The sequence below is a fragment of the Pseudomonas sp. C7.1 genome (assembly GCF_056312395.1).
Map to the genome: position 1 here is coordinate 2,308,080 of NZ_JBWDTL010000003.1, position 26,296 is coordinate 2,334,375.

The 26,296-nt window shown below is 60.4% G+C and carries 33 protein-coding genes, 1 tRNA gene and 1 pseudogene; 25 read left to right on the top strand and 10 right to left on the bottom strand.

Translation table 11 applies throughout. The features are described 5' to 3' along the window. Positions 1-18 precede the first annotated feature (18 nt). Positions 19-357: a tryptophan synthase subunit beta gene (locus AC0T4W_RS14225; protein WP_476319920.1), complete on the top strand. Its 339-nt coding sequence runs from the start codon at positions 19-21 to the stop codon at positions 355-357. Between the two features lie 68 nt (positions 358-425). Here AC0T4W_RS14225 and lapD read toward each other — a convergent pair whose 3' ends face one another. After that, positions 426-2,360, bottom strand: a complete 1,935-nt coding sequence (gene lapD, locus AC0T4W_RS14230) for a cyclic di-GMP receptor LapD (protein ID WP_476319922.1) — start codon at positions 2,358-2,360, stop codon at positions 426-428. Positions 2,361-2,792: 432 nt separating this feature from the next. Here lapD and AC0T4W_RS14235 point away from each other — a divergent pair, with 432 nt between their 5' ends. Next, positions 2,793-3,431 carry an ion channel gene (locus AC0T4W_RS14235; RefSeq protein WP_476319924.1) on the top strand — a complete coding sequence of 213 codons (639 nt, stop codon included), beginning with the start codon at positions 2,793-2,795 and terminating at the stop codon, positions 3,429-3,431. Between the two features lie 14 nt (positions 3,432-3,445). Here the strand turns inward: AC0T4W_RS14235 and AC0T4W_RS14240 are convergent, their stop codons facing one another. Together AC0T4W_RS14240 and AC0T4W_RS14245 are read right to left on the bottom strand one after the other, a co-directional pair. Continuing rightward, entirely contained in the window at positions 3,446-3,697 is a 252-nt protein-coding gene (locus AC0T4W_RS14240; RefSeq protein WP_476319926.1) for a DUF1145 domain-containing protein, read from the bottom strand. A 335-nt stretch (positions 3,698-4,032) separates the two neighbouring features. Next, a complete protein-coding gene (locus AC0T4W_RS14245; protein WP_476319929.1) occupies positions 4,033-4,695 on the bottom strand; it encodes a class I SAM-dependent methyltransferase in 663 nt (220 codons plus the stop codon). Positions 4,696-4,926: 231 nt separating this feature from the next. On the opposite strand from AC0T4W_RS14245, the gene AC0T4W_RS14250 reads away from it, so the two are divergent. The 7 genes from AC0T4W_RS14250 to AC0T4W_RS14280 all read left to right on the top strand — a co-directional run bounded on the left by AC0T4W_RS14250 (position 4,927) and on the right by AC0T4W_RS14280 (position 11,647). After that, complete coding sequence (locus AC0T4W_RS14250; RefSeq protein WP_476319932.1) at positions 4,927-6,399, top strand: sensor domain-containing diguanylate cyclase; 1,473 nt, start codon at positions 4,927-4,929, stop codon at positions 6,397-6,399. Then, positions 6,396-6,605, top strand: a complete 210-nt coding sequence (locus tag AC0T4W_RS14255) for a cysteine-rich CWC family protein (RefSeq protein WP_476319934.1) — start codon at positions 6,396-6,398, stop codon at positions 6,603-6,605. The genes AC0T4W_RS14250 and AC0T4W_RS14255 overlap by 4 nt, the downstream gene beginning before the upstream one ends. Before the next feature lie 2 nt (positions 6,606-6,607). Next, entirely contained in the window at positions 6,608-7,300 is a 693-nt protein-coding gene (locus tag AC0T4W_RS14260; protein WP_476319936.1) for a pseudouridine synthase, read from the top strand. A gap of 400 nt (positions 7,301-7,700) precedes the next feature. Continuing rightward, entirely contained in the window at positions 7,701-8,585 is an 885-nt protein-coding gene (locus tag AC0T4W_RS14265) for an alpha/beta fold hydrolase (RefSeq protein WP_476319938.1), read from the top strand. A 94-nt stretch (positions 8,586-8,679) separates the two neighbouring features. Continuing rightward, positions 8,680-8,753: transfer RNA gene (locus AC0T4W_RS14270), tRNA-Gly, on the top strand. Between the two features lie 169 nt (positions 8,754-8,922). Further along, complete coding sequence (locus AC0T4W_RS14275; protein WP_476319940.1) at positions 8,923-10,215, top strand: tyrosine-type recombinase/integrase; 1,293 nt, start codon at positions 8,923-8,925, stop codon at positions 10,213-10,215. A gap of 100 nt (positions 10,216-10,315) precedes the next feature. Then, positions 10,316-11,647, top strand: coding sequence for a hypothetical protein (locus AC0T4W_RS14280; RefSeq protein WP_476319942.1), 1,332 nt, complete (start codon positions 10,316-10,318; stop codon positions 11,645-11,647). 288 nt (positions 11,648-11,935) lie between these two features. Here the strand turns inward: AC0T4W_RS14280 and istB are convergent, their stop codons facing one another. Then, entirely contained in the window at positions 11,936-12,691 is a 756-nt protein-coding gene (istB, locus tag AC0T4W_RS14285) for an IS21-like element helper ATPase IstB (RefSeq protein WP_476315342.1), read from the bottom strand. 16 nt (positions 12,692-12,707) lie between these two features. Beyond that, entirely contained in the window at positions 12,708-14,228 is a 1,521-nt protein-coding gene (istA, locus tag AC0T4W_RS14290; RefSeq protein WP_476319710.1) for an IS21 family transposase, read from the bottom strand. 373 nt (positions 14,229-14,601) lie between these two features. Between istA and AC0T4W_RS14295 the strand changes: the two genes are divergently transcribed. Beyond that, complete coding sequence (locus AC0T4W_RS14295) at positions 14,602-14,976, top strand: hypothetical protein (protein ID WP_476319945.1); 375 nt, start codon at positions 14,602-14,604, stop codon at positions 14,974-14,976. Between the two features lie 31 nt (positions 14,977-15,007). On the opposite strand, the gene AC0T4W_RS14300 is transcribed toward AC0T4W_RS14295, so the two are convergent. Further along, a complete protein-coding gene (locus AC0T4W_RS14300; RefSeq protein ID WP_476319947.1) occupies positions 15,008-15,310 on the bottom strand; it encodes an Arc family DNA-binding protein in 303 nt (100 codons plus the stop codon). Positions 15,311-15,408: 98 nt separating this feature from the next. Between AC0T4W_RS14300 and AC0T4W_RS14305 the strand changes: the two genes are divergently transcribed. From AC0T4W_RS14305 to AC0T4W_RS14355, 11 genes are all read left to right on the top strand, one after another. Continuing rightward, the gene (locus AC0T4W_RS14305; RefSeq protein ID WP_476319949.1) at positions 15,409-15,570 is read left to right on the top strand and encodes a hypothetical protein; all 162 of its coding nucleotides are present in this window, start codon (positions 15,409-15,411) and stop codon (positions 15,568-15,570) included. Between the two features lie 68 nt (positions 15,571-15,638). Beyond that, positions 15,639-15,797, top strand: a complete 159-nt coding sequence (locus AC0T4W_RS14310) for a hypothetical protein (RefSeq protein ID WP_476319951.1) — start codon at positions 15,639-15,641, stop codon at positions 15,795-15,797. After that, the gene (locus AC0T4W_RS14315) at positions 15,794-16,291 is read left to right on the top strand and encodes a helix-turn-helix transcriptional regulator (RefSeq protein ID WP_476319953.1); all 498 of its coding nucleotides are present in this window, start codon (positions 15,794-15,796) and stop codon (positions 16,289-16,291) included. The genes AC0T4W_RS14310 and AC0T4W_RS14315 overlap by 4 nt, the downstream gene beginning before the upstream one ends. Then, positions 16,288-16,578 carry a hypothetical protein gene (locus tag AC0T4W_RS14320; RefSeq protein WP_476319955.1) on the top strand — a complete coding sequence of 97 codons (291 nt, stop codon included), beginning with the start codon at positions 16,288-16,290 and terminating at the stop codon, positions 16,576-16,578. Before AC0T4W_RS14315 ends, AC0T4W_RS14320 begins: the two co-directional genes overlap by 4 nt. Then, positions 16,575-16,952, top strand: a complete 378-nt coding sequence (locus tag AC0T4W_RS14325) for a DUF7673 family protein (RefSeq protein WP_476319957.1) — start codon at positions 16,575-16,577, stop codon at positions 16,950-16,952. Before AC0T4W_RS14320 ends, AC0T4W_RS14325 begins: the two co-directional genes overlap by 4 nt. Then, positions 16,949-17,170, top strand: coding sequence for a hypothetical protein (locus tag AC0T4W_RS14330; RefSeq protein ID WP_476319959.1), 222 nt, complete (start codon positions 16,949-16,951; stop codon positions 17,168-17,170). The genes AC0T4W_RS14325 and AC0T4W_RS14330 overlap by 4 nt, the downstream gene beginning before the upstream one ends. A 141-nt stretch (positions 17,171-17,311) precedes the next feature. Further along, positions 17,312-17,473: a hypothetical protein gene (locus tag AC0T4W_RS14335; protein WP_476319961.1), complete on the top strand. Its 162-nt coding sequence runs from the start codon at positions 17,312-17,314 to the stop codon at positions 17,471-17,473. Next, a complete protein-coding gene (locus AC0T4W_RS14340; RefSeq protein WP_476319962.1) occupies positions 17,473-18,345 on the top strand; it encodes a Pyocin large subunit-like protein in 873 nt (290 codons plus the stop codon). The genes AC0T4W_RS14335 and AC0T4W_RS14340 overlap by 1 nt, the downstream gene beginning before the upstream one ends. Continuing rightward, complete coding sequence (locus AC0T4W_RS14345) at positions 18,326-19,111, top strand: ATP-binding protein (protein ID WP_476319964.1); 786 nt, start codon at positions 18,326-18,328, stop codon at positions 19,109-19,111. The genes AC0T4W_RS14340 and AC0T4W_RS14345 overlap by 20 nt, the downstream gene beginning before the upstream one ends. After that, the gene (locus AC0T4W_RS14350; protein WP_476319966.1) at positions 19,108-20,478 is read left to right on the top strand and encodes a replicative DNA helicase; all 1,371 of its coding nucleotides are present in this window, start codon (positions 19,108-19,110) and stop codon (positions 20,476-20,478) included. The genes AC0T4W_RS14345 and AC0T4W_RS14350 overlap by 4 nt, the downstream gene beginning before the upstream one ends. A 49-nt stretch (positions 20,479-20,527) precedes the next feature. Further along, positions 20,528-21,394, top strand: coding sequence for a hypothetical protein (locus AC0T4W_RS14355; protein WP_476319968.1), 867 nt, complete (start codon positions 20,528-20,530; stop codon positions 21,392-21,394). Positions 21,395-21,613: 219 nt separating this feature from the next. Here the strand turns inward: AC0T4W_RS14355 and AC0T4W_RS14360 are convergent, their stop codons facing one another. Then, complete coding sequence (locus AC0T4W_RS14360; RefSeq protein ID WP_476319970.1) at positions 21,614-22,231, bottom strand: recombinase family protein; 618 nt, start codon at positions 22,229-22,231, stop codon at positions 21,614-21,616. Between the two features lie 251 nt (positions 22,232-22,482). Between AC0T4W_RS14360 and AC0T4W_RS14365 the strand changes: the two are divergent. The 4 genes and pseudogenes from AC0T4W_RS14365 to AC0T4W_RS14380 form a co-directional block, all read left to right on the top strand. Then, a pseudogene (locus AC0T4W_RS14365) lies at positions 22,483-22,797 on the top strand (Rha family transcriptional regulator); the annotation flags it as partial. 109 nt (positions 22,798-22,906) lie between these two features. Continuing rightward, entirely contained in the window at positions 22,907-23,059 is a 153-nt protein-coding gene (locus tag AC0T4W_RS14370) for a hypothetical protein (protein WP_476319972.1), read from the top strand. A 183-nt stretch (positions 23,060-23,242) separates the two neighbouring features. Beyond that, complete coding sequence (locus AC0T4W_RS14375) at positions 23,243-23,425, top strand: type II toxin-antitoxin system HicA family toxin (RefSeq protein WP_476319974.1); 183 nt, start codon at positions 23,243-23,245, stop codon at positions 23,423-23,425. 29 nt (positions 23,426-23,454) lie between these two features. Beyond that, entirely contained in the window at positions 23,455-23,862 is a 408-nt protein-coding gene (locus AC0T4W_RS14380; protein WP_476319976.1) for a type II toxin-antitoxin system HicB family antitoxin, read from the top strand. A 487-nt stretch (positions 23,863-24,349) separates the two neighbouring features. Here the strand turns inward: AC0T4W_RS14380 and mobV are convergent, their stop codons facing one another. From mobV to AC0T4W_RS14395, 3 genes are all read right to left on the bottom strand, one after another. Continuing rightward, a complete protein-coding gene (mobV, locus tag AC0T4W_RS14385) occupies positions 24,350-25,366 on the bottom strand; it encodes a MobV family relaxase (protein ID WP_476319978.1) in 1,017 nt (338 codons plus the stop codon). Between the two features lie 165 nt (positions 25,367-25,531). After that, positions 25,532-26,131, bottom strand: a complete 600-nt coding sequence (locus tag AC0T4W_RS14390) for a lysozyme inhibitor LprI family protein (RefSeq protein WP_476319980.1) — start codon at positions 26,129-26,131, stop codon at positions 25,532-25,534. Beyond that, positions 26,083-26,250 carry a hypothetical protein gene (locus AC0T4W_RS14395; protein ID WP_476319982.1) on the bottom strand — a complete coding sequence of 56 codons (168 nt, stop codon included), beginning with the start codon at positions 26,248-26,250 and terminating at the stop codon, positions 26,083-26,085. The genes AC0T4W_RS14390 and AC0T4W_RS14395 overlap by 49 nt, the downstream gene beginning before the upstream one ends. Positions 26,251-26,296 lie beyond the last annotated feature (46 nt).

Genomic DNA, 26,296 nt, shown 5'->3' on the forward strand with positions numbered 1-26,296 from the left:
CAAGGCAAGGAGCGGTCGATGTTGTATGTAAAGCGGGATGCCTGGGGCAATTTGCAGCAGGTGGAAGCAGCGCCTTTCGAAGGCATGGATGGCGAGTTACTGGCTGATAGTCAGGAAGCAGAAGCCTGGTATGCCAATCAGACAGTAGAAAGCAGCCTGCTGCAGCTCAAGCAGAGTGACCTGGACATGATCCGGGTACTGGAGGATCTGATCACCGTCCTGATCCGCAAGGGTGTGGTACGGATCACCGATCTACCGGAAGCGGCGCAGAGCAAGCTGGTCGGCCGTAGCAAGGCGCGGGATGCCTTGGGCGGGTTGCATCGCTTGATCAATGACGATGAGTCGGAGCTGATCTGATCCAAGACCAGTGATACGTCAGGCTAGCAACCGCTCGCGGGCATGGCCCGCTCCTACAAAAGCTGCTCTCAGCGCCACGGCCCCGGCTCACCAAACAAACGCCCCTGCACGCCGTTGATGCCCATGGCGCGCAGCACTTGCCACTCCCCTTCGGTTTCCACGCGTTCGGCAATCAGCGGCAAGTCGATGCTGTTAGCTGCGCGCTGCATGGCTTCGATAAACAGGCGCTTGTCGTTTTCCTGATTGATATCGCGGATATAGCTGCCATCAACTTTGAGATAACCAAGACCAAGCTTGGCCAGGTTACCGATCATGCTGAAGCGCCCGCCAAAGTGCTGCAGCCCCAGGCCAAACCCGAGCCCGCGCAGGCGCTGGGTCAGACTTTCCAGCGCGGCTTGATCGGGCAATTGATCTTCATCCAGTTCCAGAGTCAGGCGCGGTCCCAGTTGCCGATGTTGCTGCAGTTGGGCATACAACGCTGCCAAGGTTTGTGGGTCGCGAATGCTAGTGCCGGAAAGACTCAGCGCCACGGCCGCCTGATGCTCCTGCAGTTGTGTCAGCACCAGACCGAGCATGACCCTATCCAAGCGCGCCGCCCAGCCGAAACGTTCCACCCAGGGCAGAAAACGCCCGGCGGGAATCACCGCACCCTGCTCATCGATCACCCGCGCCAGCACCTTGTGGTGCAACACCCGCGCGGGCTCATCAGCCGCCACCACCGGCTGGAAGAACAGCTGAATACGGCCCTGCTCCAGCGCCTGGTCAAGGAGGCGATACCAGCTTTGCCCTTCATCCACGGCCAGTGACTGCTCGACCAGTTCATTGAATGCCCAGCTCGGCTGCGCCTGGCTGGCGGCCAGTGCCAAGGCAGCATCCAACGCGCGATATAGCTCATCTTCCGCAGCACCGGGAACAAAACTGGTCAAGCCGATGTGAGCCACCGGCAGGCAGTCACTGGCACCGGTCTGCTGCAGGCTGTGCAGGGTCTGCTCAAGTTGAACGGCCAGTTGCAGTGCATCGCTGCGCTCAAGCCCCGGTGCCAGCAAGGCAAACTCACCCCCACGGTTACGTGCTACGACAAAACGGCCCAGGCTAAGCTGCTGCAACTGTTCGGCAATGCTGACCAGCAGTTGATCGGTGCGCTGACCGCCCAACCGCTGGTTGAGGCCGTTCAGGTCATTAACCCGTAGCAACAGCAGGTAACCGCTGCAGGCCTGTTCCTCAACATTAAGCCGTGCATGCAGCTGCAAATCGAAATAGCGCCGATTGGCCAACCCGGTCAGGCTGTCCTGATAAGCCTCAGCGCGCAACACCTCGCTGCGCGCTGCCTCCTCGGCAAACAACGCCTTGAGCTTGCCAACCATCTGGTTCATGGCGTTGACCACCCGGCGAAACTCGGGGGTTTTCGGCAGCTCCGGCAAGCTGAGAAACTCACGACGGGCGATGGCATTGGACTGCTCGACCATATAGTCCAACGGGCGCAACTGACGCTTGAGCAGTAGCACACCCAGCGCAATACACAGCACGCCGCTCAGGGTCAGCCACATCAGATTGCCCAGGGTGCTCTGCCAGAGCTTGCCGACAGCAAACAGCGGATGACTGATCACCTGAACCTGCGCGGCCTGCCGCCAGCCATCACTGACAATCGCATCGCCCTGCGCGGCCTCCAGATCAACCAGCTGGGCAAACCACTGCGGCGCCTCGCCGCTGACTGGCACACCAGTGCGCTCGACCAGCAACTTACCGGACGCAGGATCAGTTACGCGGATGCTTTCGAAGTAGCCGCTGTCGAAAATCGAGCTGACCATCAGCTCGATCATCGCAATGTCATTGACATGCGGACTGAGCGACAAGCCCAGAGCTGTTGCGGCATCCTGGGCATGGGCGCGGAGTTGGTTGACCTGCTGCTCGCGCGAGCTCTCGACGCTGACCAGAAAGCTGCCGGTGAAATTCACCAGCATCAGCACACAGATGGCGATAAACAGCTGCTTGAACAACGACATCAACCACTCCTGTCGGGCGGGCCTCAATAAGAGCCAGTTTCCCGAATATTTTTCAGCAACCGTGGCTCAGGCCACAGCTGTTGACGATCAACCAGCGGCTCGTCGACCCTGGCAGTTAAAAATCATGCGGCATAACGGCAGCTGATGCGTGCAGCTAGGAGCCTGTCGGGCTTTTGCGCAGTAGAACAGTGTCAAGTCCGACAGGCTCCTAGGGCCTTGAACTCAGCGGTTACAACGACCAGCAAAGACTCATAACAGAGCCTGCCGAGCCAGAAGCGAGGGCGATAGTCATTTTGTAAAATTGATCCACAGCCCCTACTGACGAGCGTAATGGTGAGGGCCAAGGGGGCAAAACACAATCACCGGCGCACCACGCTGGACACCACCAAACCGGCATGTTCAGACTGCCGAACCTGATTTGGAGAATGCCACGTGCTCAACAATTTTTTGCTGCACTACCGCTTGCGTCTGCTGTTCTTCGCAAGCCTGTTGCTGACCTGCATCATGGGCTGGCCAAAGCTGACGTTATGGCCGGAATGGGGAGCCTTGTTGTTGCTGGTGCTCGCCGGCATCAATACCCTGCGTCACAAGCGGCTTTTTATGGCCTTGCTGCTGGGCTTGGGGCTGACCAACCTACTGCTGTTAGCGCTGGAGAAACTGATCAACCTCCCTGCACCGTTGAGCAACGGCTTGGGTCTGGTGGTGTTCTACCTGGCAATGATGGCCTCGCTGTTTCACCGCGTGATCCACGAGCGACCGGTTACCGGTGAGCTGATCTACGGCTTACTGGCCCTGTACCTGCAACTGGCAATGGCATTTGCCATGGCCTACCAAGTGATCAATGGCTTTGTACCTGAGGCGTTCTGGAATGCCCGCGGCGCGTTGCACCTGCATGATTTCGTCTACTACAGCCTGGTTACCCTGACCACGGTGGGCTATGGCGACATCCACGCCCTGGCACCCGCCGCTCGCCTGCTGGCAGGCGCTGAGGCGGTGGCCGGGGTGATGTTTATCGCCATCGCCGTGGCCCGCAGCCTAATGCTGATGAACGACAGCGACGACGAGGTCTAGCAGGTAAACACGGATCAGGCCTTGGCCAAGCCCTGCAGATGAGCAAAGCCAAATAGCAGCACCTGCACCCGTTGCAACCAGGGCTGTGGCACGCCGACTAGGCGCGCCTTGAATAGCAGCATCTCGCCGATATGGGCGAGCAGCATACCGCCGGCAACTAGGTTGACCGCCAGGTACCAGCCCTCGCCCATGGGGTAGAGCACGTTGAGCAGCGCCAGCAACCAGAAGGCAGCCAGCGCGCCTTTGGCGAATATCAGAACAGGCATAAGTCACTCCTTAATCAGGTCCGTCAGCAAGGTGAAAAACCTGATCAGTCTGCCCTGATAGCGCCTCAAGTACGTCCGCACTTTGGTCGGGTTGAGTGAGGAGCAATACTCGACGCAGCGTCAGGGCAATCTGCAAACCGGTGACTTGAGAGCGCGCCGGATGCGCAACGCACCTAGGGTCTGTTGCGCTGCCGCTCCCACCCCTTGCGCTCATCGCGCCGATCATCGCCCGTCATGATGATAGGTCCTATAGCGCTGCGGCTGCGGTACCACATAAACCGGGTAGCGTTGCACCTGATAATAAGTAATTGAAGGCCCGCGATCATAGCTGCCGACTAGCGCCGATAACTGAGGATGCGCCCCTTAAACGGCGCATCCGGGTTATCCAGTAGGTTTAGGCTATCGGCCAGCTGCAGGTAGCCGTGCGCCAACATATGCCGGGAGAACCGTGCGCTGTTACCACGCCCAGGGTCGACAATCAGTACCGCTGCGTGGAGGTTGCAATGACGGGCGATAAACCCCGCCAGCAATCTGGGGTGGTCGCGTTCGTAGAGCAGGTCGCTGCCGATTACCAGATCAAACAGGCCCAACTGCAGGTACTCCTCGGCCCAGTCGCAGCTCTGATAGGGCACTGGCGCCAGTTGATTGAGCGCGGCATTGCGCAGCAAAAACTCACCGGCTAGCGGGTGGTAATCGCTGGCGGTGATATCCGCCCCCAGGCGCTGCAGCACCAGGCTGGTCAGCCCCAAACCGCAGCCCAACTCAAGAATGCGCAGCCCCTCTACCGCCATGCCGCTCAGGGTTTGCGCCAGCACTTCACCGGCAGGCCATAGCTGGCCAAACAGCGACCAGGTGGCTGAAGAAATTCCGGCTTTTTCCGCCAGGCCATCACTGTCTGCGAACTGCAGCTTGTCGCGCAGCGAGCACAGATGAAAGTCCTCCAGCCCAATGCTCAGGGTGGAATATTTGATGCGATAGCTGGCAGGTGCGCTGGGCATGGGGGCTCGGTGTGCTGAAAGGACTGCGGTCAGGGGCAGATCAGCAAGGCGCACGCCGGGCGGCGGTGCGGGTCACCAAGGAGACTCTTCGTGTTGCCGCACCTTAGTCCTCAAGGCCTGGTGCAGCAAGCGCCATGGCTGCCGGCAAATCGGCCAGGTACCGATGTTTCAGCAGCGCGAGCCGGTGCCGACGGCTACAATGCGGCGATTAGTTAACCAGCAGAGCCTTGCATGCCTCATCCATCCCCGCTGCCCCGTCAATGGTCCTTGATTGTGCTTCTGCTGGTGTTGCTCGGTTGTGGCTTCCTCGCCACCTCTCTGGCCAGTTACTACACCGCCCTCGAATCGATCCGCGCAGGGATTATCAACACCGAGCTGCCGCTGACCTCGGATAACGTCTATTCGGAAATCCAGAAGGACCTGGTTCGGCCCATCCTGATTTCCTCGATGATGTCCCGCGATACCTACGTGCGCGACTGGGTACTGGGCGGCGAGAAAGACCCCGAGCAGATCACCCGCTACCTGCGCGAGGTGCAGGATCATTACGCCACGGTCACCAGCTTTTTCGTCTCGGAGAAAACCCATACCTACTACCAGGCCAAGGGCGTGCTCAAGCAGGTGCAGGAAGATGAGCTGCGCGATGACTGGTATTTCCGTGTGCGCGACATGCAGGAGCCTTACGAGATCAATGTCGACGTCGACATGGCCAACGACGACCGCATGACCGTATTTATCAACTACAAGGTGTTCGATTACCAGCAGCGCTTTATCGGCGCCACCGGCGTCGGCCTGACCGTGGATGCGGTGGTCAAACTGATCGACACCTACCAGCAGCGCTACGAGCGCAGCGTGTTTTTCGTCGACACCAATGGCCTGCTGGTCCTCACCGGCGCCAGCGGCGGGCCGATGGGCGCACGGGTTGGCCAGTCGCTCAGCGAAATACCCGGCCTGGAAGAACTACAGGCCAAGCTGCCCCATCCGCAAAGCGGCAACTTCGAGTATCAGGAACACGGACGCGACCACTTCCTCAATGTGCGCTTTATCCCCGAGCTGAACTGGTACCTGTTTGTCGACAAACACGAAGACGGCGCAGTCGCCGGTATCCGCAAGTCGCTGTACCTCAACCTGCTGATCTGCCTGGTGGTCACCGTGATTGTCATCGGCCTGGTCAGCCTGGTGCTGCGCCGCTATCAACGGCGCATCAGCGCCCTGGCCACCACCGACCAGCTCACCGAGCTACCCAACCGCCGTGGCTTCGACCTACTAGCCAACCAGGCCGTGCAGGAAGTACGTCGCAGCCCAAGCGCGCTATGCGCTCTGATGCTCGACCTGGACAACTTCAAGCTGCTCAACGACAGCCAGGGCCATATGGCCGGCGATGAAGTGCTGCGCCGCTTTGCCAGCGACCTGCGCAGCACCGTGCGCCAGTCCGACATCATCTGCCGCTGGGGTGGCGAGGAATTTATCCTGCTGCTCAAGGACACCACACCCGAGCAGGCCCGCGAGCTGGGCGAAAAAATCCGCCAGCAAACCGAGCAAAACAGCATCAGCTTCAACGGCGTGCACCTGCACATCACCACCAGCATCGGCCTGGCGCAACTGCAGGTCGGTGAGTCACTGGAGCAGCTGATCACCCGCGCCGACCGCGCCCTCTACCGGGCCAAACAGGGCGGTCGCAACCGCCTGTGTGAAGAAACCGCGTGAGTACTGACACCCACCGCTGCCCCTGCTGCGGGCAGCTCAACCAGTGCGCGCAGGCTGGCACCGACGCGCCGGTGACCGCGTGCTGGTGTTTTAGCGTGGCGGTCGATGCCGAGCAGTTGACCAAGCTGCCGCCCGAGCAGCGCAACCGCAGCTGCCTGTGCCCACGCTGCGCTCAGGGCCTGCCGCCTGAGCCCTCAACCGATTAGCCATGCGCCTCGACCGCTTTCTCAGCAACCTGCCCCAACTCAACCGTCAAGCCGCGCGCCAGTTGCTGGCCAGCGGTCGCGTACGGGTGGACGGCCATGTGGTGTGCGATGGTTTGTACGAAGTCAGCCAGTTCAGCCGTATCGAGCGTGATAGCGAGCTGCTGCAGGCCGGCAAAGCCGCACGCTACTTTATGCTGCACAAACCCATCGGAGTGGTCAGCGCCACCGCGCATGAACAACACCGCACCGTGCTGGATTTACTTGATGAGCCGGATAAAGCCGAACTGCACCTGGCCGGCCGCCTGGACCTGAATACCAGCGGCCTGCTGATCATCACCAACGACGGCCAATGGTCACGCCGCCTGACCGAACCGCGCAGCCGCCTGGGCAAGGTCTACCGGGTAACAACCGAACAGCCAATCAGCCCTGAGTACATCGACGTGTTCGCCCGTGGCCTGTACTTCGCCTATGAAGACCTCACCACCCTGCCCGCCGAGCTGGTCATTCTCGATAACCACAACGCCCTGCTGACCCTGCACGAAGGCCGCTACCATCAGGTCAAGCGCATGTTTGGCCACTTCCAGAACAAGGTCATCGACCTGCACCGCCTGAGCATGGGCGCCATCCAGCTCGACCCACAGCTGGCTCCAGGCCAGTACCGCCCGCTCAACAGCGCCGAAATCGCCGGCATCTGAGAAGCCCCTTGCTCAAGTCACATACTTAGCTAGCTAACCGACAAACGGTTGTTCGATATTCTAATATTCACTTGCCCCAGCCCGAACGCGGTTGCTTAAATCGAACCATAAAGTCTTATCGTGACCAAATAGTCACGAAAGCCATCCAAGCGTTCCATCGGTTACTTGCGCACTGCGCGAAATGGGTTCCTGCCTGGTCAAAGACGCCGCTCTACACCTGTCAAAGGGCCGTGGACGAATGCTCTATTTCAGCCCTAACTGATTGAAAATAAATAACTTATAAAATCCTCCAGCCTGACATCTTGCTGTCACGTCCAGGCGCTTTCCTGATTGTCCTGCTTAGCCCGGTTCAACGGCACCGCCGTCGGCCATGCCCATTTTTGCGCCAGGAGAAAACGACATGAAGCCAGCCACCGCTGTCGTCGATGTTCACGGGATCTACAAGATCTACACGGAGTTCTACGCCAATCCGAGCGCGCGCAAGACCATCATCCTGGTTAACGGCTCACTCTCCACCACCGCAGCGTTCGCGCAAACGGTCAAATACCTGCGCACCCAGTGCAATGTGGTGCTCTACGACCAGCCCTATTCCGGCCAGTCGAAGCCGCACAACCATCACCACCAGCCGATCACCAAGGAAGACGAAGCCAGCATCCTGCTCGAACTGATCGAGGCGTTCCGCGCCGACTACCTGATGTCGTTCTCCTGGGGTGGCGTCGCCGCCATGCTGGCCCTGGCCCAGCGCCCGGCGCGTATTGAAAAGGCGGTCATCACCTCCTTCTCGCCGCTGCTCAACGAGCCGATGGTCGACTACCTGGAGCAAGGCCTGGCCCATCTGCACGCCCTCGACGGCGACCAACTCGGTCACCTGGTCAACAGCACCATCGGGCGCTACCTGCCCTCGCTGTTCAAGCGCTACAACCATCGCCATATCAGCAGCCTGGACAACCACGAATACCAGCAGATGCATGCCCATGTGCACCAGGTATTGCACCTCGACGCCCATTGCCAGATGCAGTGCCTGGCAGGCATCGAGATCCCGCTGCTATTCGTCAACGGCGAACACGACGCCTACACCTCGCCAGCCGGCGTGCGCCTGTTCGCCAAGCACCTGAACGACTGCCAGTTCGTCACCATCGACAACGCCGGGCACTTCCTCGACATGGAGCACAAAGCCGCATGGCTGCAGAGCCAGGCCGCACTACTGGGCTTCCTGCAGAGCAAGCCACTGCGCCAAACCCACTACCGCCCACAGATGGACGTGCTGCACGCGCTGGCCGTATGAAGCCCGTACACACCCGCGCCCGCACCGCGTTATTGCAGATAACCGGGGCGCGGGCTTCATTTCAACCAAGACTTCCGGTATAAAGGCACCCGCTGCGGGCGTCGTATAGTGGTAATACCCTAGCTTCCCAAGCTAGAGCTGTGGGTTCGATTCCCATCGCCCGCTCCACTTCCTTGTTCTGGCTTGTCTCGAAATGTCTCGCAAGCCCATAGAAACCGGCCATTAGAGCCGGTTTTTTGTATCTGCCTGTTCGCTCTTGTCTCGGCTTATCCTTGTAAATTCTGTATGGCCCTGTGTATGGTTCGAAAAACCACGAACTTTCCCATACAAAAATGCCATGAAACGATCAGACATCAAGCGTCGCCCCCTGGCCGATACGGTGCTTTCAACTCTGGAGCCAGAGGCCAAAGAGTACCGGGAGTCCTATGGCGTTGACCGCCTGTACTTCGTGGTTAGCGCCAATGGCCGCAAGCGCTGGGAAGTTCGTTACAAGAAAGACAACGGCAAGTGGGGCTGGCACGGCCTTGGTGGCTACCCAGACGTGAGTGCCAAGAAGGCACGCGAAAAAGCCCAGGCTGCGCAAAATCTGGTTTCCGATGGCATTGACCCGGTGCAACACAAAGCCGCTCAAAAAGCTGCCCGGGAAGCTGCGACACTCAACCCCTTCCGCGAATCCGCCGCGTACTGGTACCAACGCAAAGTAGACGACGGCCTGGCCGAAAGTACCTTAACGCTGATGCGCGGCTATCTGGACAACGACATCTTGCCTGCCCTGGGCAATAAACCAGTCAACGAAATAACTCCAAGGGATTGCGCCGCCCTGCAAGAGAAGATCGAGGCCAGGGGAGCAACCAACACCCGTGACAAGATCCGCTCGGCGTTACGCCAGATCTTCAGCCAGGCAATAGCCAGAGGCCTTTGCGTGTTCAATCCTGCTTCAGAGCTGGGCACCATTGCCACCAAACGACCGAAGGCCACACCCTACCCTCACCTGCTCGAACCAGAACTGCCCACCTTCTTGAATGCGTTAAAGGGTAGTACCAGCCGGGCGCCGGCCAGAATTGCCACCTGGCTATGCCTGTGGACGGCATCCAGGCCGGGCATGGTGCGGTGGGCCGAGTGGCCGGAAATCGACTTCGACACAGCGGCCTGGACGATCCCGGCCGACAAGATGAAGATGCGCCGTGACCATGTGGTGCCGCTTTCCCGACAGGCCCTGGATGCCCTGCGCGAGCTCCAGCGGGTAACCGGGCGAGGGCGCTACTTGTTCCCAGGCATCGGTGCCAAGAAGCCAGTCATCAGTGAAAATACCATCAACCTGACGCTGACCAAGGTCGGCTACAAGGGCAAGCTGGTCGGCCACGGCACCCGCCACACCGCAAGCACCCTCCTGCGCGAGCATGGATGGGAGAAGGATCACGTCGAATCGCAGTTGGCGCACAAGGAAGAAGGAGTGGCCGGCATCTACAACCAGGCCCAGTACTTACCGCAGCGCCGCGCCATGATGCAGTGGTATGCCGACTATCTCGAATGCCTGGCCGACGGCATAACACCAACCCAACGCGCGGACTTTGATCGCCGTATCAACACAGTTGAAAGTAACGTCGTCGAGCTGGTGAAGCGGGCGTAACCGGTTTCGGCCGGCCTAGGGTAGCTCCCGAAAAGCAGGCACCCCACCTGCGAGGCCGGTCGTTCTTTTCGTAGTCTGGGGCTCTTGGGGAAGAGAGAAAGTGAAAGGTTCAACGAGAGCTGTAGATTATCTCCCGATCAAGGAGGCGGCCAAGTTTTTAACGGAACGTACCGGAAGAAAGTTCAAGAAGCTGGATATTTTTCAGGAGGCCAGAAACGGCCATATAACGCTTTCTGCCGAGCTCCTGTCCGCGGCGAAGTGCAATCACGGCCGAGTCGAAGCCCTCATAAGCATGCCCGGGCATAAAATCACTTATGGGGAAGCTCCGCGCAGCCAGAGAATCTCTGGTGTCCTTGATCTCTGGGCTGAGTCGAGCCAAATATTTGAGATCGTCGACGGCGAGTTGCAAATTGGGCGCGACGACACGGGGAATGCTCTACCTGAAGGTCTCCACTTCAAGACCAACCGTCTCCATCGAATCGTTGAACTACTCAACGCCGATGGCACAAAAGCAAAAAAGCTGCCCAAGGATGCACGCTGGGTCGTTCGCAGATCATCCTTGGAGCGGTATCTCAACCCCAATGCTGCGCCTGCCGAAGACGAAACATTCCAATCAAGTGTTCAGGCATACCGCAGTCTCGAATGGCTTACCTTGGAGCAGGCAGCTGACTGGATTGAGATAATCTCCGGCTCGGCAGTGGAAGACAGCTATCTCTATGCAATGGCTGAGTTCGGCAACTGTTCAATGTACGTCGACGCTTTAGGCTTGGAAGGACAAACCGAGGTGAAGTATCGGCCCCTTCCTCAGCAAACCGTGCGCGGCCTCGGAATATGCCAAGTTGTTACGCCCTTGGTAGCGGCAGGGCAAGATACCTATTTGTGCGGGCCAGTTGAGTTTATAGGAGGCCACGACGACGGCTGGCAGGAACAAAACTGCTCATGGCGAATATCTCCGGCTCAAGATTACGAGCCCTTGTTCAAGCCCGCAGAAATTGAAGAAATCGCCCGAATGACTGTCGGGCCAGGCCGGTGGTCTTCACAGGCATCCGCAGTTGCCGGATCCACCGAAGCTCCACACGCCGCCAAACCTGCTGGTGAATGCACGGCAGAAAACCCATGCGACTCGGGTAGCTTAGAAAGTGCAGTAGGCCACTTTGCCGAACAGGACTTGTTGCGGGCCATGCCGGTAACTGGCGTAGCTAAGCATAAGCCCAAGGGGCAACTTCAAGAGGATGCGATCATTAAAGCGCTTGAGGATCGCGGACATACCGCAAGCGCATTGCCTGTGTTCAAGCCAGGCGTCCGCAGTGTTAAAGCTGAAGTACGCGACGCGTTGCTCCAGACCCGCAAAGACCTCTTCGTCAGCTCGGGTACCTTCGAAAAAGCTTGGGAAGGTTTAAGAGCAGCCGGAAAGGTCGCCAATCAAGCCTGACCAGCCTCCCCCTCCCATAAAAAGGGGATAGGGGGACACTTGCGGGCGAGGATGCTTCAAGCCCGAATATCTGCATCGCCGAACAACTGGAGACAAGGCGATGCATACCGATACAACTCTTCAAGAAATTCCAACCCATGTCCCTGGGCTGGATCAGTGGCTCACCATCAACGACGTATGCGGTGCGGATTCCACGCCATTCGGACACTCAGCCCACGCTGATCCGGACACCTGTTCCACGGTCATCCGGACAGGCAGTCGGAGCGCAGCGACGCAGGATATGCATTGTTAGTCTGAGGTGCCCGGCGTCGTCAATTTCTTCGCCCGCCTGCGCATCGACTCTCCCTTCAGGTTGATCCGGTAGGCGTTGTGCACCAGGCGGTCGAGGATGGCGTCGGCCAGGGTCGGATCGCCGATCAGTTCGTGCCAGTTGTCCACCGGCATCTGACTGGTCACGATGGTTGAGCGTTGGCCGTAGCGGTCGTCCAGCAGCTCCAGCATGTCGCGGCGCTGTTCGGTGGTGAACGGTGCCAGGCCCCAGTCGTCGAGGATCAGCAGGTCGGTCTTGGCGTAGCCGCTCATCAGCTTGGCGAAGCGGCCGTCGCCATGGGCCAGGCCCAGTTCTTCCAGCAGCCGCGGTAGGCGCAGGTAGCGCACGCTGTAGCCGTCCCGGCAGGCCTGGTGGGCCAGGGCGCAGGCCAGCCAGGTTTTGCCGACGCCGGTGGGGCCGCCGATGATCAGGTTGAGGCCGTCGCGCAGCCACTGGCCGCTGCGCAGTTGCAGGATCAGCGCCTTGTCCAGCCCGCGCGGGGCGCGGTAGTCGATGTCTTCGAGGCAGGCGTTGTGCTTGAGCCGGGCCTGGCGTAGGCGGTTGCTCAGGCGCTTGTCGTCGCGCTCGGTCAGCTCGCGATCGACCAACAGGCCGAGGCGTTCTTCGAAGCTCAGGCTGTCGATGTCGGGTGTTTTCAGTTGCTCGGCGAGGGCTTTGAGCATGCCGTGCAGGCGCAGGGTTTGCAGCTTGTCTAGGGTCGGGTGAGGCAGCATGGTGGGATTCCTTTGTTCAGTGGTAGTAGCCGGGGCCGCGCAGGTTGGCGTGGTCGTCCGGTAGTAGGGGTAGGTTCTGTTGAGCCAGCGGCAGGTTTTCCAGGCCTTGGCGCAGAATCGATTCGAGGCTTTTGTAGCTACAGGCACCGAGGCTTAGGGCGCGCTGGCAGGCGGCTTCCAGCCGTTCTTCGCCGTGGTGCTTGCCCAGGCGCAGGATGCCCAGGCAAGCGCGGTAGCCATGCTGCGGATGCACGCGCCGTTCGAGGATGTGGCCGATCACCCCGGCGGTGTTCGGGCCGGTCTGCTCGGCCCAGCGGATCAGCCGTTGCGGCGTCCACTCGGCATGCTCGCGATGGCTCTTGGGCATGTGCTCGGTCTGCGTGCTGTGCCGGCCTTTGTGCAGGGAGCGTACGTGGCTGGCCACCCGCTGGTTGGCGTGGAAGCACTCCACGGTGCGCGCCGTCAGACGCACCTCCAGCTGCTTCTTCACCAACTGGTAGGGCACCGAGTAGTAATGCCCATCGACCTCGACGTGGTAGTCGATGTGCACCCGCGCCTTCTTCCACTCGGCATAGACGTAGGGCTGCTCCGGTAAAGGCCGCAGGGCCGGGCGATCCAGGCTGTCGAAAGCCGCCTGGCGGGAGCCCGGTAGCTTCTTGAACGGCCGTTGGTTGAGTCGCTCCAGCAGCACGGCGATGGCCCGGTTGAGTTCGTCCAGGGAGAAGAACTGGCGATGGCGCAAGGCGGCGAGGATCCAGCGCTCGACCACCTGCACGCCGACCTCGGCCTTGGCCTTGTCGCGGGGCTTACGCGCCCGCGCCGGCACCACCGCCACGCCATAGTGCTCGGCCAAGTCGCGGTAGCTGGGGTTGATGTCCGGTTCGTAGCGATGGGCCTTGCTCACCGCACTGCGCAGGTTGTCCGGCACCACGATCTCCGGCACCCCGCCGAGGAAGGCGAAGCAACGGGCATGGGAGCCCAGCCAGTCCGGCAACTGCTGCGACCAGGTGGCCTCGGCGAAGGTGTAGCTGGAGGCACCGAGTACCGCGACGAATACCTGCGCCTGGCGGATCTCGCCGCTGTGACGGTCGATCACCGGCATCGTCTGACCTGCGTAGTCGACGAACAGCTTTTCGCCGACGCGGTGCTCCTGGCGCATCACCACATCGACCTTGCCGGCCCAGGCCCGGTAGTGCTCGCAGAACCAGCTGTACTGGAAGCCCTGTGGCTGGCCCAGCCGATACTCCTGCCAGAGCAGCGCCAGGGTCACGCCTGGTCGGCGCAGCTCGGCATGCACCCAGGCCCAGTCGGGAGTTGGTCGTTGCTCAGAGGGGATCTCCGGCGGTGGCGGGAACAGGCGCCGCTCCAGCTCGGCGTCGGACAACTCAGTAGGGAGCGGCCAGGAGAGGCCGCAGGCCGTGAATCGGCAAAGGTAATCACCGGCACTGCTGTGACCTATGCCCAGACTGCGGGAGATCTTACGGACAGACAGCCCGCAATCGAACTTGAGGCGCAACACCTCACGGATTTTACGCATGGATAAACGCTCCACGACGACCTCTCTGCTTCGAAAAAGAGGCCAATGGTAGTGAATAAATCCTGCGTAGCTGCCTGCCAGAAAGTGTCCGGATGGCTGTGGAATCAGTGTCCGGATGCTCGTGGAATGGGTGTCCGGATCAGCGTGGAATCACTGTCCGGATGTGCGTGGAATGGGTGTCCGAGTCAGCGCGGAATCCGCATATGCGGCCTGCTTCGCAAGTCGCGCCCCGGTCTCTACCGGCTGATGAATTCCGATCCAACCTTTCCGCGGCGCCTCAAGGATGGTGAAGCCAGAACCGCGCGCGCTTTCTTCGTAGCAACTGAGATTGCCAGCTGGCAGCAGTGCAAGCTACAGGCGAGGGTTGCCTAAAATGACAAACACAAAAAAGGCCGACCAACAGGCCAGCCCAAAGAAAACGCAAATCGATCATAACAGCCTGAGCGACCTTCTGGCAGCCGCCCATTCGTTCAGCAAGCAATCTCGCATCCTGGCCAACCTTCTGTCCGGCGGTTCGCTGAATCGCTTCGAAGCCGAACTCCTGGGTGATCACTGCCTGCCAAGCACTATCAGCGCCCTGGCAAGCCGCTACGGTCTGCTATTCCAAAGCACGCCAGAGCAGGTACCCAACCGCTTTGGCGGCCTGACCCGCGTAGTTCGCCACCGCCTGCCGGAAAGCCAGCACGACCGTGCGCGCAAGGCCTTGGTGCGGATGATGGATAGCAGAAGCCTGGGGGTCGCTGCATGATTTCCGGCCAGCTCACCAGTTCAGCCGAAAGCTATCCCTTAGGCTTGCCTTTCGCTGGCAACGGCTCGGTCTCGGGCGATGCCCGCAGGGCAAGCCGCCCCTCAACAGCCAGAATCGCTTTCAGCACAGCTCGCTCTAGCGCTTGCTCACTGAACGGCGCAACGGTTTGCGCGGTACCACTCCCTTCGCTTTCAGGCTGCCCAGGAAAGCTTTCCACCAGGCGAGCCACTATCTCCGCATTTATGGAGCGTCGATTGGTTTTTGCCGATTGCTCTATCTGCTCCCGCAGCTCCGCAGGCAATCGCAGCTTGAACTGTGCGTCTTCTCTACTCATGGCGAAATAATGAACCACGGTGGTGTTGACGGCAATGGAACCACGGTGATCTAATCAACCCCACAGGAACCACGGTGGTTCATTTTTAAGGAGAGCATATGAAAGTCCGCGAGATGGCCCAGCTAGTCATCAGGATCAACCCGGTAGCGAAGGAATGGCTGGAGCGCAAAGCGAAGCAGGAAGAGCGGAGCCAGAACTGGCTGATTGGAAAGCTCTTGGAAGAGGCAATGCAACGAGATGAACCCAATAAGCAGGCGTAAAAAAGCCCCACGTGCTGCAACACGTGGGGCGCTGGACAACGTCACAACCCAACGAGGAAATGAACGTCATGAAAAATCATAGCACGCCAGCGTCTCAAGCTGTCGCACTCAAAACAAAGGCCGTCGCCGCTCTTCGCGAAAGCGCGCCGGTGAATATCCGCCTGGCTCGCTACAACGCCGCAATGACCAAGGCTCGTGCCCTGGAAGCTATGGGGGTGGCCCAATGAGCTCCCCAATCGAGTACATCCGCCTGGCCGAGGTGAAGAAGATCGCCGGCCTCGGCACCACCAAGATCTATGACCTGATCAAGGATGGTGAATTCCCCGCGCAGGTCTCCCTTGGCAGCCGTGCAGTTGCCTGGGTGCGGCATGAGGTCGAGGCCTGGGCCGAAAATCTGGCAATCAATGCCCGTGTCAATGCCGGGCCGAAGAGTCAGCCGGCGGCTCAGATGCCGGTAGCACCGAGCCCCCCTCCCCCCAGAAAGTCCAGAAAGGACAGCCCAAACGCGCTGAATCCCCGCGCACCACTTGTGAAAAGCGAGCTGTACCGCACCGCCGGTACGCTTGACGGCATAACTGTGGATCTCTGGGCGACCAATGCAGGGACGGTCTATCTCAGCTCTGGCCCGCTGTTCAACGCTCATCTGAGCGCCGCCGCAGCCGCCGAGCTCGGCCGCAGCTTGATCGAAGCAGCCGCAGCTGTCGAAGGGGGTGCCAAATGAGCACAGTAGCCCAACTGAAGACACATATGCCAACTCAGCCTGTTGTGGATTTTCAAGCCCATGCCACGAGCGATGCCGGCCTAATGCTGCGCTCCGGCCGCGCCTTGGGAGAGATCGCAGCCCTCATCAGCGAGAACACCACCCGACTTGAGACTGAGGATGGTAGCGACTTCCTTAGCCCTTCCGCCCTGAGCGGCCTTCTTGACGCCGTTCAGCTCATTGCCGGCCAACTGGCGGAGCGCGGCGAAGATCTGGCGGAAATGGTTGATGTGGAGGGCGCGCGATGATCAACGATGACATCCCCGTTATCGACATCACCGAGCTGCTCGCCAAGCAGCGGGCCCGAACCGCTGCTGCTCGCGCTGCTGGTCTCCCAGCCCTGCGTCGTCTGGTCGACGTAGCCCAACGCGACACCGGCCAAAGCCGCGTCTGTGGCCGCCTCCTGCTGGGCCTGTATAACGGCTCGGCCTACCCTTTCAGCCTGGTCGACCTTCGCCTTCTCGACCACGCGCTGTGGCAGGACTGCATGGCCGTCTTGGCCATGGATCAGTGTCCCGAGAAGGAGGTTCACCAACTGATCGAGGATGGTTGCGCAATCTGGGATGAGTTGAAGGCTGCCTGGACTACTGAGCGCGACCGTCGCGCCTGGAGGGAAGCATGAGCATCCGTCTCCAGTCCGCCGACATCATCAGTTTTGTAATCCTCGACGTGGAAAGTACCGCTGACTTTGATGGGCTCCGGAATAACGAAATATTCGCCCGTGGCGCTGTGTATGCACTGCATGCCTCAGGGGCAATTGGGCGGAATCAGTACAAAAAGGCCATCGAACACCTTGCCACGCAGGCGAAATCTCGTCGCCGCGAACTCTTGGGGGGCTGATCAATGGATGACTTTCGGTGCCGTCCACAGACGGTGACGGCCTCGGTTTGCCTGACGCCTCACCAGCTCTTCCAGCTCTCACTTAGCGACGTAGCCAGGGCCACCAGCCCCCGCGAGGTGGAGCGCGAAGGACTAAAGGCCATGAGCTGGTTCGATGCCCTTATCCTCACAGGACAGATTGATCGGGCGCAGGCCAGCGAATGGGCCATGCAGATTTACCACAAGGCGACGGACACGCTGCTGCTGATCCGCCAAGCCGAGCAAATTGCCACTGAGGCCGATACCGACCAAGGGGGTGAGTGATGGCCGGCGACTGGATCAAGATGCGCAGTGATCTGAGTGACGACCCCGCAGTCTTCAAGATCGCCAGCGTGCTGAAGCTCGACAGGTTTTCTGTTGTCGGCCGCCTGCATGCTTTCTGGGCATGGGCTGATAAGCACGCCGTAGACGGTCGTGTAGACGGTGCGTCGTCTCTGCTTGTGGATGACGTTGTTCGCGGCGAGGGTTTTGCCGATGCCTTGGTGCAGGTCGGCTGGCTGCTGACTGGAGAAGACTGGGTGGAAGTTCCCAACCATGACCGCCACAACGGCCAATCTGCGAAAGAAAGAGCCCTGAAAAATGCCAGACAGGCCAGGTGGAGACAGGGGAAAGACGAATCGGTAGACGGTTCATCGTCTACCGACCCGTCTACCAGAGAAGAGAAGAGAAGAAGAGAGAAGAGTAAAAGCAATACCCCCCTACCCCCCCAGGGGGAAAGCGCCAGCGCCACAGTGCCGGGGCAAATTGGTCAGGCGCCAGCTGTACCTGACCAGCCTGAGAGACAAAAGGCCAAGTTCGAGCAGCCGGAAGGCTTCGAGGCATTCTGGGAGAAGTATCCGCGCAAGACCGCCAAGGCGAACGCCACCAAGGCCTGGGTAAAGCTCAAGCCGGATGCCGAGCTGGCCGCAAAGATCACCCAGTCGCTCGCCAAGCACTGCCTGAGCCACGAATGGCTCAAGGACAACGGCCAGTTCATCCCGCACCCCGCGTCCTGGCTGAACGGCAGGCGCTGGGAAGATGAGGTGAAGCCCGCCGCCAATGTCCACCCACTACACCCGTCGAAGATCACCAACCTCGATAGCATCGACTACACCGCAGGAATGGAGCGCCGCCCTGATGGCTCATACCGCATCTAACGCCTATGCATTGAAGAGCCGGACTGACTGCTGCCCGCACCATGGCCAGTTCGAGAATCAGCTGATCGAGGCCTTCGCAGGCGAGCCGCAATGGAGCGATTGCCCGCGCTGCCTGTTCGATGCCGCGAATGCGGCTGATCCGGCTGTCTCTGCCCCGGCAATTGCTCAACGACAAGCCCGTCGGCTTAACGCTGCCCTGCTGGACATCGGTCTACCCCCGCGCTTCCGCACCAAATCCCTGGACGGATATCGCGCCGACACCGACGAGCAGGCAAATGCTCTGGCAGCCTGCCGGGAGTATGCCGAGCTGTTCGAGCAGCACTACCGCGCCGGCCGAAGCTTGATGCTGTTGGGAGGGGTAGGTACAGGCAAGACCCACCTGGCAGCCGCCATTGCCGCTGGTGTAGTGCGCCAGGGTGCCACGGTGCGCTATATCTCTGCCAGCGAGCTGATTCGAGCCATCAAGGCCAGCTTTAGCCGCGACTCTACCCGCACAGAGCAACAGATTTACAACGACATGATGCGTTTCGACCTGCTGATCATTGATGAGATTGGCGTACAGCACGGTACCGACTTCGAGCGTAACGCGCTGTTTGAAGTGGTGAATGGCCGATACGGGCATGTCCTACCAACCGTGATCATCTCCAACCTCGGCCCGACGGAGCTGCCGGCTTGCCTTGGTGATCGGGTGATTGACCGGTTCCGCGAGAACGAAGGCTTCGTCGTAGTGTTCCGCTGGCCCTCCGCGCGGAGAGCCCACCAATGAGCCGCGAGCTGTTCAGCGATGAGGCCGAGCACGGCGTTATCGGCGCAATGATGCTCGACCCGAGCCTGTTTGACGAAATCAGCGGCAAGGTCGCGGTGGCCGACTTTCATGATCTTGAAAACGCTGCGCTGTACCAGACGATTATTGATTGCCACGCAGCCGGCCAGCCCATCGACCCGGTAACCGTCGGGACATTCCGCGAACGCCTGCCCAGCGGCGATTCGACCATCGCCTATGCCGGGGAGATCGCTAGCAAGGTGCCGAGCGTGGCGAACTGGGCAACCTACGCCAAAGTTGTTCGCGAGAGGGCGGTTCTTCGCCGCTTGGTGGCCACCGCGGCGACCGTCACCGACATGGCCAGCGAAGATCTTCCTCTTGCGCAGATCATCGCCAGCGCCCAGCAGGCGATGGCCGATCTACGCGACTTGGAAGACGGCGAGCCGGATTACAAGCGCCTTGATGAGGTACTGAGCAAGAACATCGACACCATTGATGCCAAGTTCAACGGCAAGCAGGCGAACGGCCTTGCCACCGGCCTGCCAGATCTGGACAAGCTCATCCGTGGTTTGCGCCCTCGTACTGTCAACGTGATTGCTGGTCTTCCAGGTAGCGGCAAGACGACCCTCGGGCTGCAAATCGCCCAGCACGTCGCAATCAGCGGCGCTGGCGTCGGCCTGGTGTTCAGCCTGGAGATGCCGGAAGAGGAGCTTGGACAGCGTGTCATTGCCTCGCTGGGTTCGGTCGATATCGGCCGGCTGGACATTGGCACCGATCTTCATGACGCCGATTGGGCCGGTATCACTGCCGCCGTATCCAGAGCGAAGGACAGGCCCCTCTACATTTGCGACCGCCCCGGCATGACGCCGGCACGAATCCGCTCCGTTGCCCGTCAGGTGCAAAAGGCTCATGGCTTAGACGTGCTGATGGTGGACTACCTGGGTTTGGTGCCGGGTGACGCCAAGGGTCGCAGCCGCGCGGAAGAGGTGGGGAAGATCAGCAAAGCCATGGTGAATCTGGCCAAGGAACTTGGCGTGCCGGTGATCCTCCTATCGCAGCTCAACCGCGACCCCACCAAGCGCGTCGGTAAGAAGCCTGTCTCAAGCGATCTGCGGGACTCAGGCGAGATTGAGGCTGACGCTCACATGATCATCATGGTTCACCGCGATATGGACACCGAGCAGGGCCAGAACGGTGTCACCGAGCTGTTGATGACCAAGTGCCGGCATGCCCCGGTAGGCTCATGCTTAGTCCAACAGCAGGGACAATATGCTCGCTTCGTCGGCTTCGTCGGCTTCGCCGGCATGCGCGAGGTTAGTTCGGACGAGACTGGGCGTGGCTTCGCCGGGCGATTCAGCAATGCGTATTAACAGGGGGCCAGCAGTGAAACAGAGGGTTTCAGAAACCACACGACAGCAGGTGATCGACCTACGCCGCCGGCATTCGTTGCGAGAAGTGGCCGCAGCCACCGGCCTGCCACTGGGCACAGTGAAGACCCTGGTTTCACGCTCAGGGGTATTTCGCGACAACACCAACCACCACGCCCTGTTCACTTTGCCACCGATCCGTGAAAACGGCGAGACGTTGCCGAGCGTGCCGGCGCTGCCGCCGCAGGAAGCCGGCACAGGTGACAAGGAAGTCGACGCGGTCATCTGGCTGCGGAGCGTGATCGCCACCGGTCAGGCTGCGCTGATCGAGACAGCGCTGAAGGCCGCCAAGAAGATCAAGACCCCGCTCGAGGTGCTGGAAAAACGCTACACGCAACACCTGATCGCCACCAACCCGGGTAACGTTTTTGCCACATTCGCATCGTTCGGCTTCGCCGACCTGGAGTCACTGGCGGCTAGCGCCATCGAGAAGCACCGGCTACAGGCCGAGGGGGCTGCGCGCTTTGGTGACGAGCTGCTGGCCGCCACCGATGCCGAGATATTCTGCATCGAGACGCTGGCCGGCCTGGACTCGAGCATTATCAGCTATGACAAAGACGAGGTAGCCGAGCGATTCAAGGCCTGCCCCGAACTGCGGCCGCACACCCTGGCCGACTGCTTGCACGAACTGGACTATTGGCACCGACTCTACCGACTGAGAAAAGCGGCAGGCCAATTCGCAGGGGACGGCGAAGGCCCGCCCGAGGCAACTTCGCGCGAGTGGTTTGTGTTCGGCCTAATGGCTGAGATACGGCCGCGCAACCGTGATGAGGCCAAAGCTGTGTTCCACCATTTGATGTACGGCGACCGCCGCGATAGTGACGAGGCAGAGGCCATCCTGGATAACCTGATTGGCTGAGCCTGGAGCCGACTATGCAGACTGGCCGCCTGGATGCCCTGGAGCTTATTGGCGTTGCCATGATGGCTCACAGGCCGCCCAGGAGGCTCGTTAGAGGATGAAAGTGCATACCCTGACATTGGTGGCATGCGCGGCGGCTTGAAGCTGCAAGGTGTCCTTGAGCGCCGCCTAGTCGTGTCCAACAGGCTGGGCCGCCTTTGCGACCTGATACGCAGCCCATCACGCTGTCGCGAGGTCTCGGATACGCAACACTGTGGTGGTGGAGCAGTTCGCATGCCTTGCCGTTGCCCGAATGCCAAGGCCTGCGTTCAGCAGCTCCTGAACGCGCCTGTGCAGGCTTTCATCCACTGGGCGTCCCTGATACTTGCCGGCTGCCCTGGCCTTCTCAATGCCCTGTGCCTGGCGCTCCCTGCGTTGCTCGTAGTCCTTGCGAGCGATGGCAGCCATCATCTCTACCAGCATGCTGTTAATCGCCGCCAGCATTCGACCGGTGAACTCGTCGGCACCTGTGTTTTGCATGCCCTGGTGGCTGGTCGGCAAATCAAGCGCAACGATCCGCAGCCCCTTGCCATCAATTGCAGCCTTGAGCTTCTGCCAGTCTTCAGCGGGCAGGCGTGACAGGCGGTCGATACTCTCCACCAGCAGCACGTCCCCCTTGCGGGCATCCTTCAGCAGGCGCAGCAGCTCGGGTCGGTCTGCCTTGGCACCACTGGCGTTCTCCAGATACTCGCTGGCAATGGCCTTGCCCTGCTCGGTGGCGAAGCGTTCCAGGATCTCACGGGCGCGGCTGGCGTCCTGCTCGGCGGTTGAGGCTCGAAGGTATGCGCGAATGAACATGGCAGCGTCCCCTGTGGGTGTATCAATTTAGGCGTTTCCTTAACAGTGTTTCACTTTGGGTGTCATTTATCAATCAGACAATGCCTAAACACGCACAACCAGACCGTATCAGTTCACGTGCACCCAAAAATAACGGTTTATATGGCTCGGAGCTGGGCCGCTGTGGAAGAAAACATCCGCGCACTCATCCACCCGTCACGCCGCAGCCTGGAAAGCGTCACGCCGGACAGCCTGGCGAAGGGTGGTGCGCTATGACCGCCCTGGTGCAACTGTCTGGCAACGTCAGCATGTCGAGTCGCGAGATTGCGGAGCTGGTTGGTTCGCGACATGACGATGTTAAGAGATCCATCGAAAGGCTTGTTGGGCGCGAGGTAATTGTCCAACCGCCAATGGCGGGCGAACAATCGGCCGACACCATGGGGCGCAGTCGAGCCACTCAGGTCTACCAATTCACTGGCGAGCGCGGCAAGCGCGACAGCATCGTGGTAGTCGCTCAGCTCTGCCCTGAGGTCACCGCCCGCCTGGTCGACCGCTGGCAGGAACTGGAGGCACGGCAGGCTCAGCCGCGGGAATTGTCCGCCCCCCAGTGGGGGATGAACACGGCGATCCCCCCCCGGCTATAGGTATTCCTCAGATTGAGGAATACCGGGATAGCCTGGCGAGGAGTGGTGGGCTATGACCGCCCTTATGATTACAGCCCCATCCGTCACGATGACCAGTGAACAGCTGGCCGACCTGTTGCTCATCGAGCACAGCGAGTTCCGCAAAAAGGCGAACGCTCTGGCCGCAAAAGGGCTGCTGGGGTTAGTGATCCGGGCTCACAATTAAGTGCGTCCGCCAAAACGGCCAGGTAGCGCTGAGTCTCATACCCCGAACTCCGTGTATCTAGAGTTTTCGACGCACTGCCGGTCAGACCTCATCGAGCGCCTGGATGTACCCTGAAAGAACGTGCGCGGCGCATATTTGGTAGGTATGATAACCACCATCAAGCCAGCGAATCGGGAGACGCCAGTGAATAGCCGGCAGCTGATAGAACTCATCGAGGCCGACGGCTGGAGTCTGGCGCGAGTGAAGGGCAGTCACCACCATTACAAGCACCCGATTAAACCGGGGCTGGTGACAATCCCCCACCCGAAGAAGGATCTACTGCCGAAGACCGCCAGCAGCATCCTGAAACAGGCCGGGCTCAAATAGGCCCACACCACGCATAAGGAGTCAAAGCCATGTTCTACCCGATAGCGATCACCCCCGGCGATGACCAGCACGCATGGGGCGTCGAGGTGCCAGATATTCCCGGCTGTTTCTCTGCTGGCGATACCCTTGATGACGCCATGGTCATGGCGCGCGAAGCCATTGAAGGCCATCTGGAGATACTGGCCGAAGATGGTGCTCCTATCCCACAGGCCGGGAGTGTGACCGCCCACGCAAGCAACCCGGAGCATGCGGGCTGTACTTGGGCGCTGGTTGAGGTCGACGTGACCAGGTACATGGGCAAGGCTGAAAAGCTGAACATCACCTTGCCAGGGTACTTGGTGGCCAGAATCGACACCTATGTGAAGAACCACCCCGAGCAGAAAAGCCGCTCAGGCTTCCTGGCAGAGGCCGCTCTGAGGGCGCTCCAAGGGCCCTGACATGGCGTAGGTGTGGTTGGTCAGCTGCTGAGCTGGTCTATCACAGCCAGATAGCGCTGGAACGGCTCAGCGAGGCGCTTGGGTAGCGTGCGGTCATGACGGTGTTGGCAATGCCTTCAGGCGCAATGACCAGCTGGTTTTCGTCCGGCGTGACGAACTCGACTGGCTGTTCAGCTGCTGCGGCCTCGGCTGGGTCGTCGACATTCGTCGCCGAGGGCGCTTCAGCTTCCGGCGAAACATCCTCCAGCTCGCTCAGCCGCTGCCCGGTGGCCTTGTCGATGACCTTCAGGATGACGATGTTGATTCCGCCGCTATCGTCTTCTAGAGTGGACTCAAGGGTGGCGGGAACGCTGCCCGGAAAGGCTTCCGTCCCTGGCTCGTCCCCGGGGGTATCGGAGGCCTTTCTTTTGCCCAGGCGTATTGCAGGCCGTGCCCATCCGTTACCTGGCCGCGTGCAGGATAACGTTTCGCCATACCGTACGAAACGTCAAGGTACCAGGGCGTCCAGACCAAGCCCGAGGCGTCGGCAGAGCGCCTTGAGCCTTTCCAAGAGCCGGTCGGCCCGGCTCCGCTGCTTGTCCGCCTCCGCCCGGGCTTGACCGGCTTCACGTTGATACCGCTCCGCTGCGTCTTGTGCCTTCGTCAGCTCGCGGTCAAATTCGCCAAGCAGCGCAGCCTGAGATTCAAGCCTCGCCTCGAGCTCGTCCAGCTCGCGACGCTGCCGCAGCAATTCGGCCTCCTTAGTCACCAGCGCAGCGCGCCGGCTTTCGATAGCCCGGCTATTCGCCTGCTCCTGTGCCCGCATGGCTGAGGCGGCCTCCGTCGCAGCTTTGACCGCAAGGAAGTTGGCAGTGGAGACACCCGCCGCCGCCGCGGCACAGTCCGCCCGTGTCAGCGTTGGAGCAGCAGCAGCCGATTCAAGGGCCTGGTAGTACCGACTTACGCTCTGGTGAGTGGCTTTCGAGCCCTCGACGCCACGGCTCAAGCCGAACTGCTGGCCGCACTGGCGGTGGAAATCGGTTTGCATCTTGCGCAGCTTGGCTGAGCCACCGAGAAACTCCCGCGCGGATAGCCTACCGTCCCTGGTCATGGGCACGACGTAGGCGACCAGGTGCGGCGTTTGCTCGTCCAGATGGCTGATGGCGCAGACGATGTTCTGGCCGCCGTGCCGGGCTTTCAACCAGGCCATGGCTCGCTCGAAATAGCCGATGCTCTGCCCCGGCTGTCGGCCGCTATCGTCGAGGTGACCACCGTGCCGGGTGAATGCTTCCGGACTGGCCGTGATGAGGTATTCGATGCACAGGACGGCATCCTTGCGGCGCCGTTCCGGAAGCATGGCGCGCACCCGGTCGGCAAGCTCCCCTGCGCTGGTTGCTCCGGAGAGATGGAGATTCGGCGCACCGTTTGAGTTCGGCGTGGGAATTTCCCGAAACGTGTGTCGACCTGAGCCAAATACCCCAGCCATGCTCTTCAGCTTTTTTATTCTTAGAATCGCGTACGGCATGTGAGCCTCCTCCGCGCTGAATGTGTCTATCTTCAGCGTGCGGGTGGAGCAAAAGGGGGCGCAAGCCCCACCACAAGCCTTCTGGCTTGTGTACTCACTACACCTTGTTCCAAGGTTGTTCGGCCTCCGGCGGTAAGAGCAAGCCACGGCGCGGTGCGCCTCGAATCAGCGAAACTCGGCCGGCTTCGACAGATAGCGCGCCATCTGCTCCAGATCCTCGACGCGCTCCCCGTAGCCTTGCAGGAGGCAGTCCATCGTCTTGCAGGCGTTGCGCACCTGTTTGATCCACTGAACCTGTTCGGCACGCATCACTGCGGAATCATCGGTGCCAGCGCGCACCGTTTTGTAGGCCGATGCCAGGCGGCTATCCAGATCGGCCAGCTCGGCGTTGCCGCAAATCATGCCTTCAACGGCTGTCGAGGCCTTGACGCAGTCGAAGCTGGGCTTGGTCGATGTCGCTGCGGCCTGTGCGGGCGCTGCTGCGCCGCCGCGGCGGGCCCTCTTGACCACCTCAACGTCAGCATCCGTCAGGCGCCGAACATAGCGCATGTTCACGGTACTGCCGTCGCCCATGGTCATGATCCCGAAGCTGAGCGCCCGTTTGAAGGTCATCTGCTCTGGCTGGTCGCCACGGATGACGGTGAAGTTGACCGACTTATTCTTCAGGTCTATCGAGTCGACCCGTGCGTCGATAGATCGGCCGTCTACCACCAGAATCATGTCGTTGGCGTAGCCCATGTAGGCCATGCCCTGGCCGTTACCCATAGAATAAGCCCCTCAAGGTGGGTGGCGAAGAAGCCGGCCACCAGCGGGTCGTTATCGGCCTGCGCGGCAGGCATGCCGAGAATCAGGGATAAGGAGAGAGCGGCGAGAATCTTGAGCATGGGTGCCTCCATGGCAGGTATGTAGGGGCACTCTACTGGCTATCAG

Bases quoted from the DNA above. Each gene is read 5' to 3' on its own strand.
- AC0T4W_RS14350 (WP_476319966.1), top strand. From the start codon at position 19,108: ATGAGCCGCGAGCTGTTCAGCGATGAGGCCGAGCACGGCGTTATCGGC.
- AC0T4W_RS14360 (WP_476319970.1), bottom strand. From the start codon at position 22,231: ATGTTCATTCGCGCATACCTTCGAGCCTCAACCGCCGAGCAGGACGCC.
- AC0T4W_RS14395 (WP_476319982.1), bottom strand. From the start codon at position 26,250: ATGCTCAAGATTCTCGCCGCTCTCTCCTTATCCCTGATTCTCGGCATG.
- AC0T4W_RS14340 (WP_476319962.1), top strand. From the start codon at position 17,473: ATGGCCGGCGACTGGATCAAGATGCGCAGTGATCTGAGTGACGACCCC.
- AC0T4W_RS14260 (WP_476319936.1), top strand. From the start codon at position 6,608: ATGCGCCTCGACCGCTTTCTCAGCAACCTGCCCCAACTCAACCGTCAA.
- AC0T4W_RS14370 (WP_476319972.1), top strand. From the start codon at position 22,907: ATGACCGCCCTTATGATTACAGCCCCATCCGTCACGATGACCAGTGAA.
- AC0T4W_RS14245 (WP_476319929.1), bottom strand. From the start codon at position 4,695: ATGCCCAGCGCACCTGCCAGCTATCGCATCAAATATTCCACCCTGAGC.
- AC0T4W_RS14265 (WP_476319938.1), top strand. From the start codon at position 7,701: ATGAAGCCAGCCACCGCTGTCGTCGATGTTCACGGGATCTACAAGATC.
- AC0T4W_RS14295 (WP_476319945.1), top strand. From the start codon at position 14,602: ATGACAAACACAAAAAAGGCCGACCAACAGGCCAGCCCAAAGAAAACG.
- lapD (WP_476319922.1), bottom strand. From the start codon at position 2,360: ATGTCGTTGTTCAAGCAGCTGTTTATCGCCATCTGTGTGCTGATGCTG.
- AC0T4W_RS14305 (WP_476319949.1), top strand. From the start codon at position 15,409: ATGAAAGTCCGCGAGATGGCCCAGCTAGTCATCAGGATCAACCCGGTA.
- AC0T4W_RS14335 (WP_476319961.1), top strand. From the start codon at position 17,312: ATGAGCTGGTTCGATGCCCTTATCCTCACAGGACAGATTGATCGGGCG.
- AC0T4W_RS14275 (WP_476319940.1), top strand. From the start codon at position 8,923: ATGAAACGATCAGACATCAAGCGTCGCCCCCTGGCCGATACGGTGCTT.
- istA (WP_476319710.1), bottom strand. From the start codon at position 14,228: ATGCGTAAAATCCGTGAGGTGTTGCGCCTCAAGTTCGATTGCGGGCTG.
- AC0T4W_RS14320 (WP_476319955.1), top strand. From the start codon at position 16,288: ATGAGCACAGTAGCCCAACTGAAGACACATATGCCAACTCAGCCTGTT.
- AC0T4W_RS14330 (WP_476319959.1), top strand. From the start codon at position 16,949: ATGAGCATCCGTCTCCAGTCCGCCGACATCATCAGTTTTGTAATCCTC.
- AC0T4W_RS14325 (WP_476319957.1), top strand. From the start codon at position 16,575: ATGATCAACGATGACATCCCCGTTATCGACATCACCGAGCTGCTCGCC.
- AC0T4W_RS14390 (WP_476319980.1), bottom strand. From the start codon at position 26,131: ATGGGTAACGGCCAGGGCATGGCCTACATGGGCTACGCCAACGACATG.
- AC0T4W_RS14345 (WP_476319964.1), top strand. From the start codon at position 18,326: ATGGCTCATACCGCATCTAACGCCTATGCATTGAAGAGCCGGACTGAC.
- AC0T4W_RS14380 (WP_476319976.1), top strand. From the start codon at position 23,455: ATGTTCTACCCGATAGCGATCACCCCCGGCGATGACCAGCACGCATGG.
- AC0T4W_RS14225 (WP_476319920.1), top strand. From the start codon at position 19: ATGTTGTATGTAAAGCGGGATGCCTGGGGCAATTTGCAGCAGGTGGAA.
- AC0T4W_RS14300 (WP_476319947.1), bottom strand. From the start codon at position 15,310: ATGAGTAGAGAAGACGCACAGTTCAAGCTGCGATTGCCTGCGGAGCTG.
- AC0T4W_RS14250 (WP_476319932.1), top strand. From the start codon at position 4,927: ATGCCTCATCCATCCCCGCTGCCCCGTCAATGGTCCTTGATTGTGCTT.
- AC0T4W_RS14240 (WP_476319926.1), bottom strand. From the start codon at position 3,697: ATGCCTGTTCTGATATTCGCCAAAGGCGCGCTGGCTGCCTTCTGGTTG.
- AC0T4W_RS14315 (WP_476319953.1), top strand. From the start codon at position 15,794: ATGAGCTCCCCAATCGAGTACATCCGCCTGGCCGAGGTGAAGAAGATC.
- mobV (WP_476319978.1), bottom strand. From the start codon at position 25,366: ATGCCGTACGCGATTCTAAGAATAAAAAAGCTGAAGAGCATGGCTGGG.
- istB (WP_476315342.1), bottom strand. From the start codon at position 12,691: ATGCTGCCTCACCCGACCCTAGACAAGCTGCAAACCCTGCGCCTGCAC.
- AC0T4W_RS14310 (WP_476319951.1), top strand. From the start codon at position 15,639: ATGAAAAATCATAGCACGCCAGCGTCTCAAGCTGTCGCACTCAAAACA.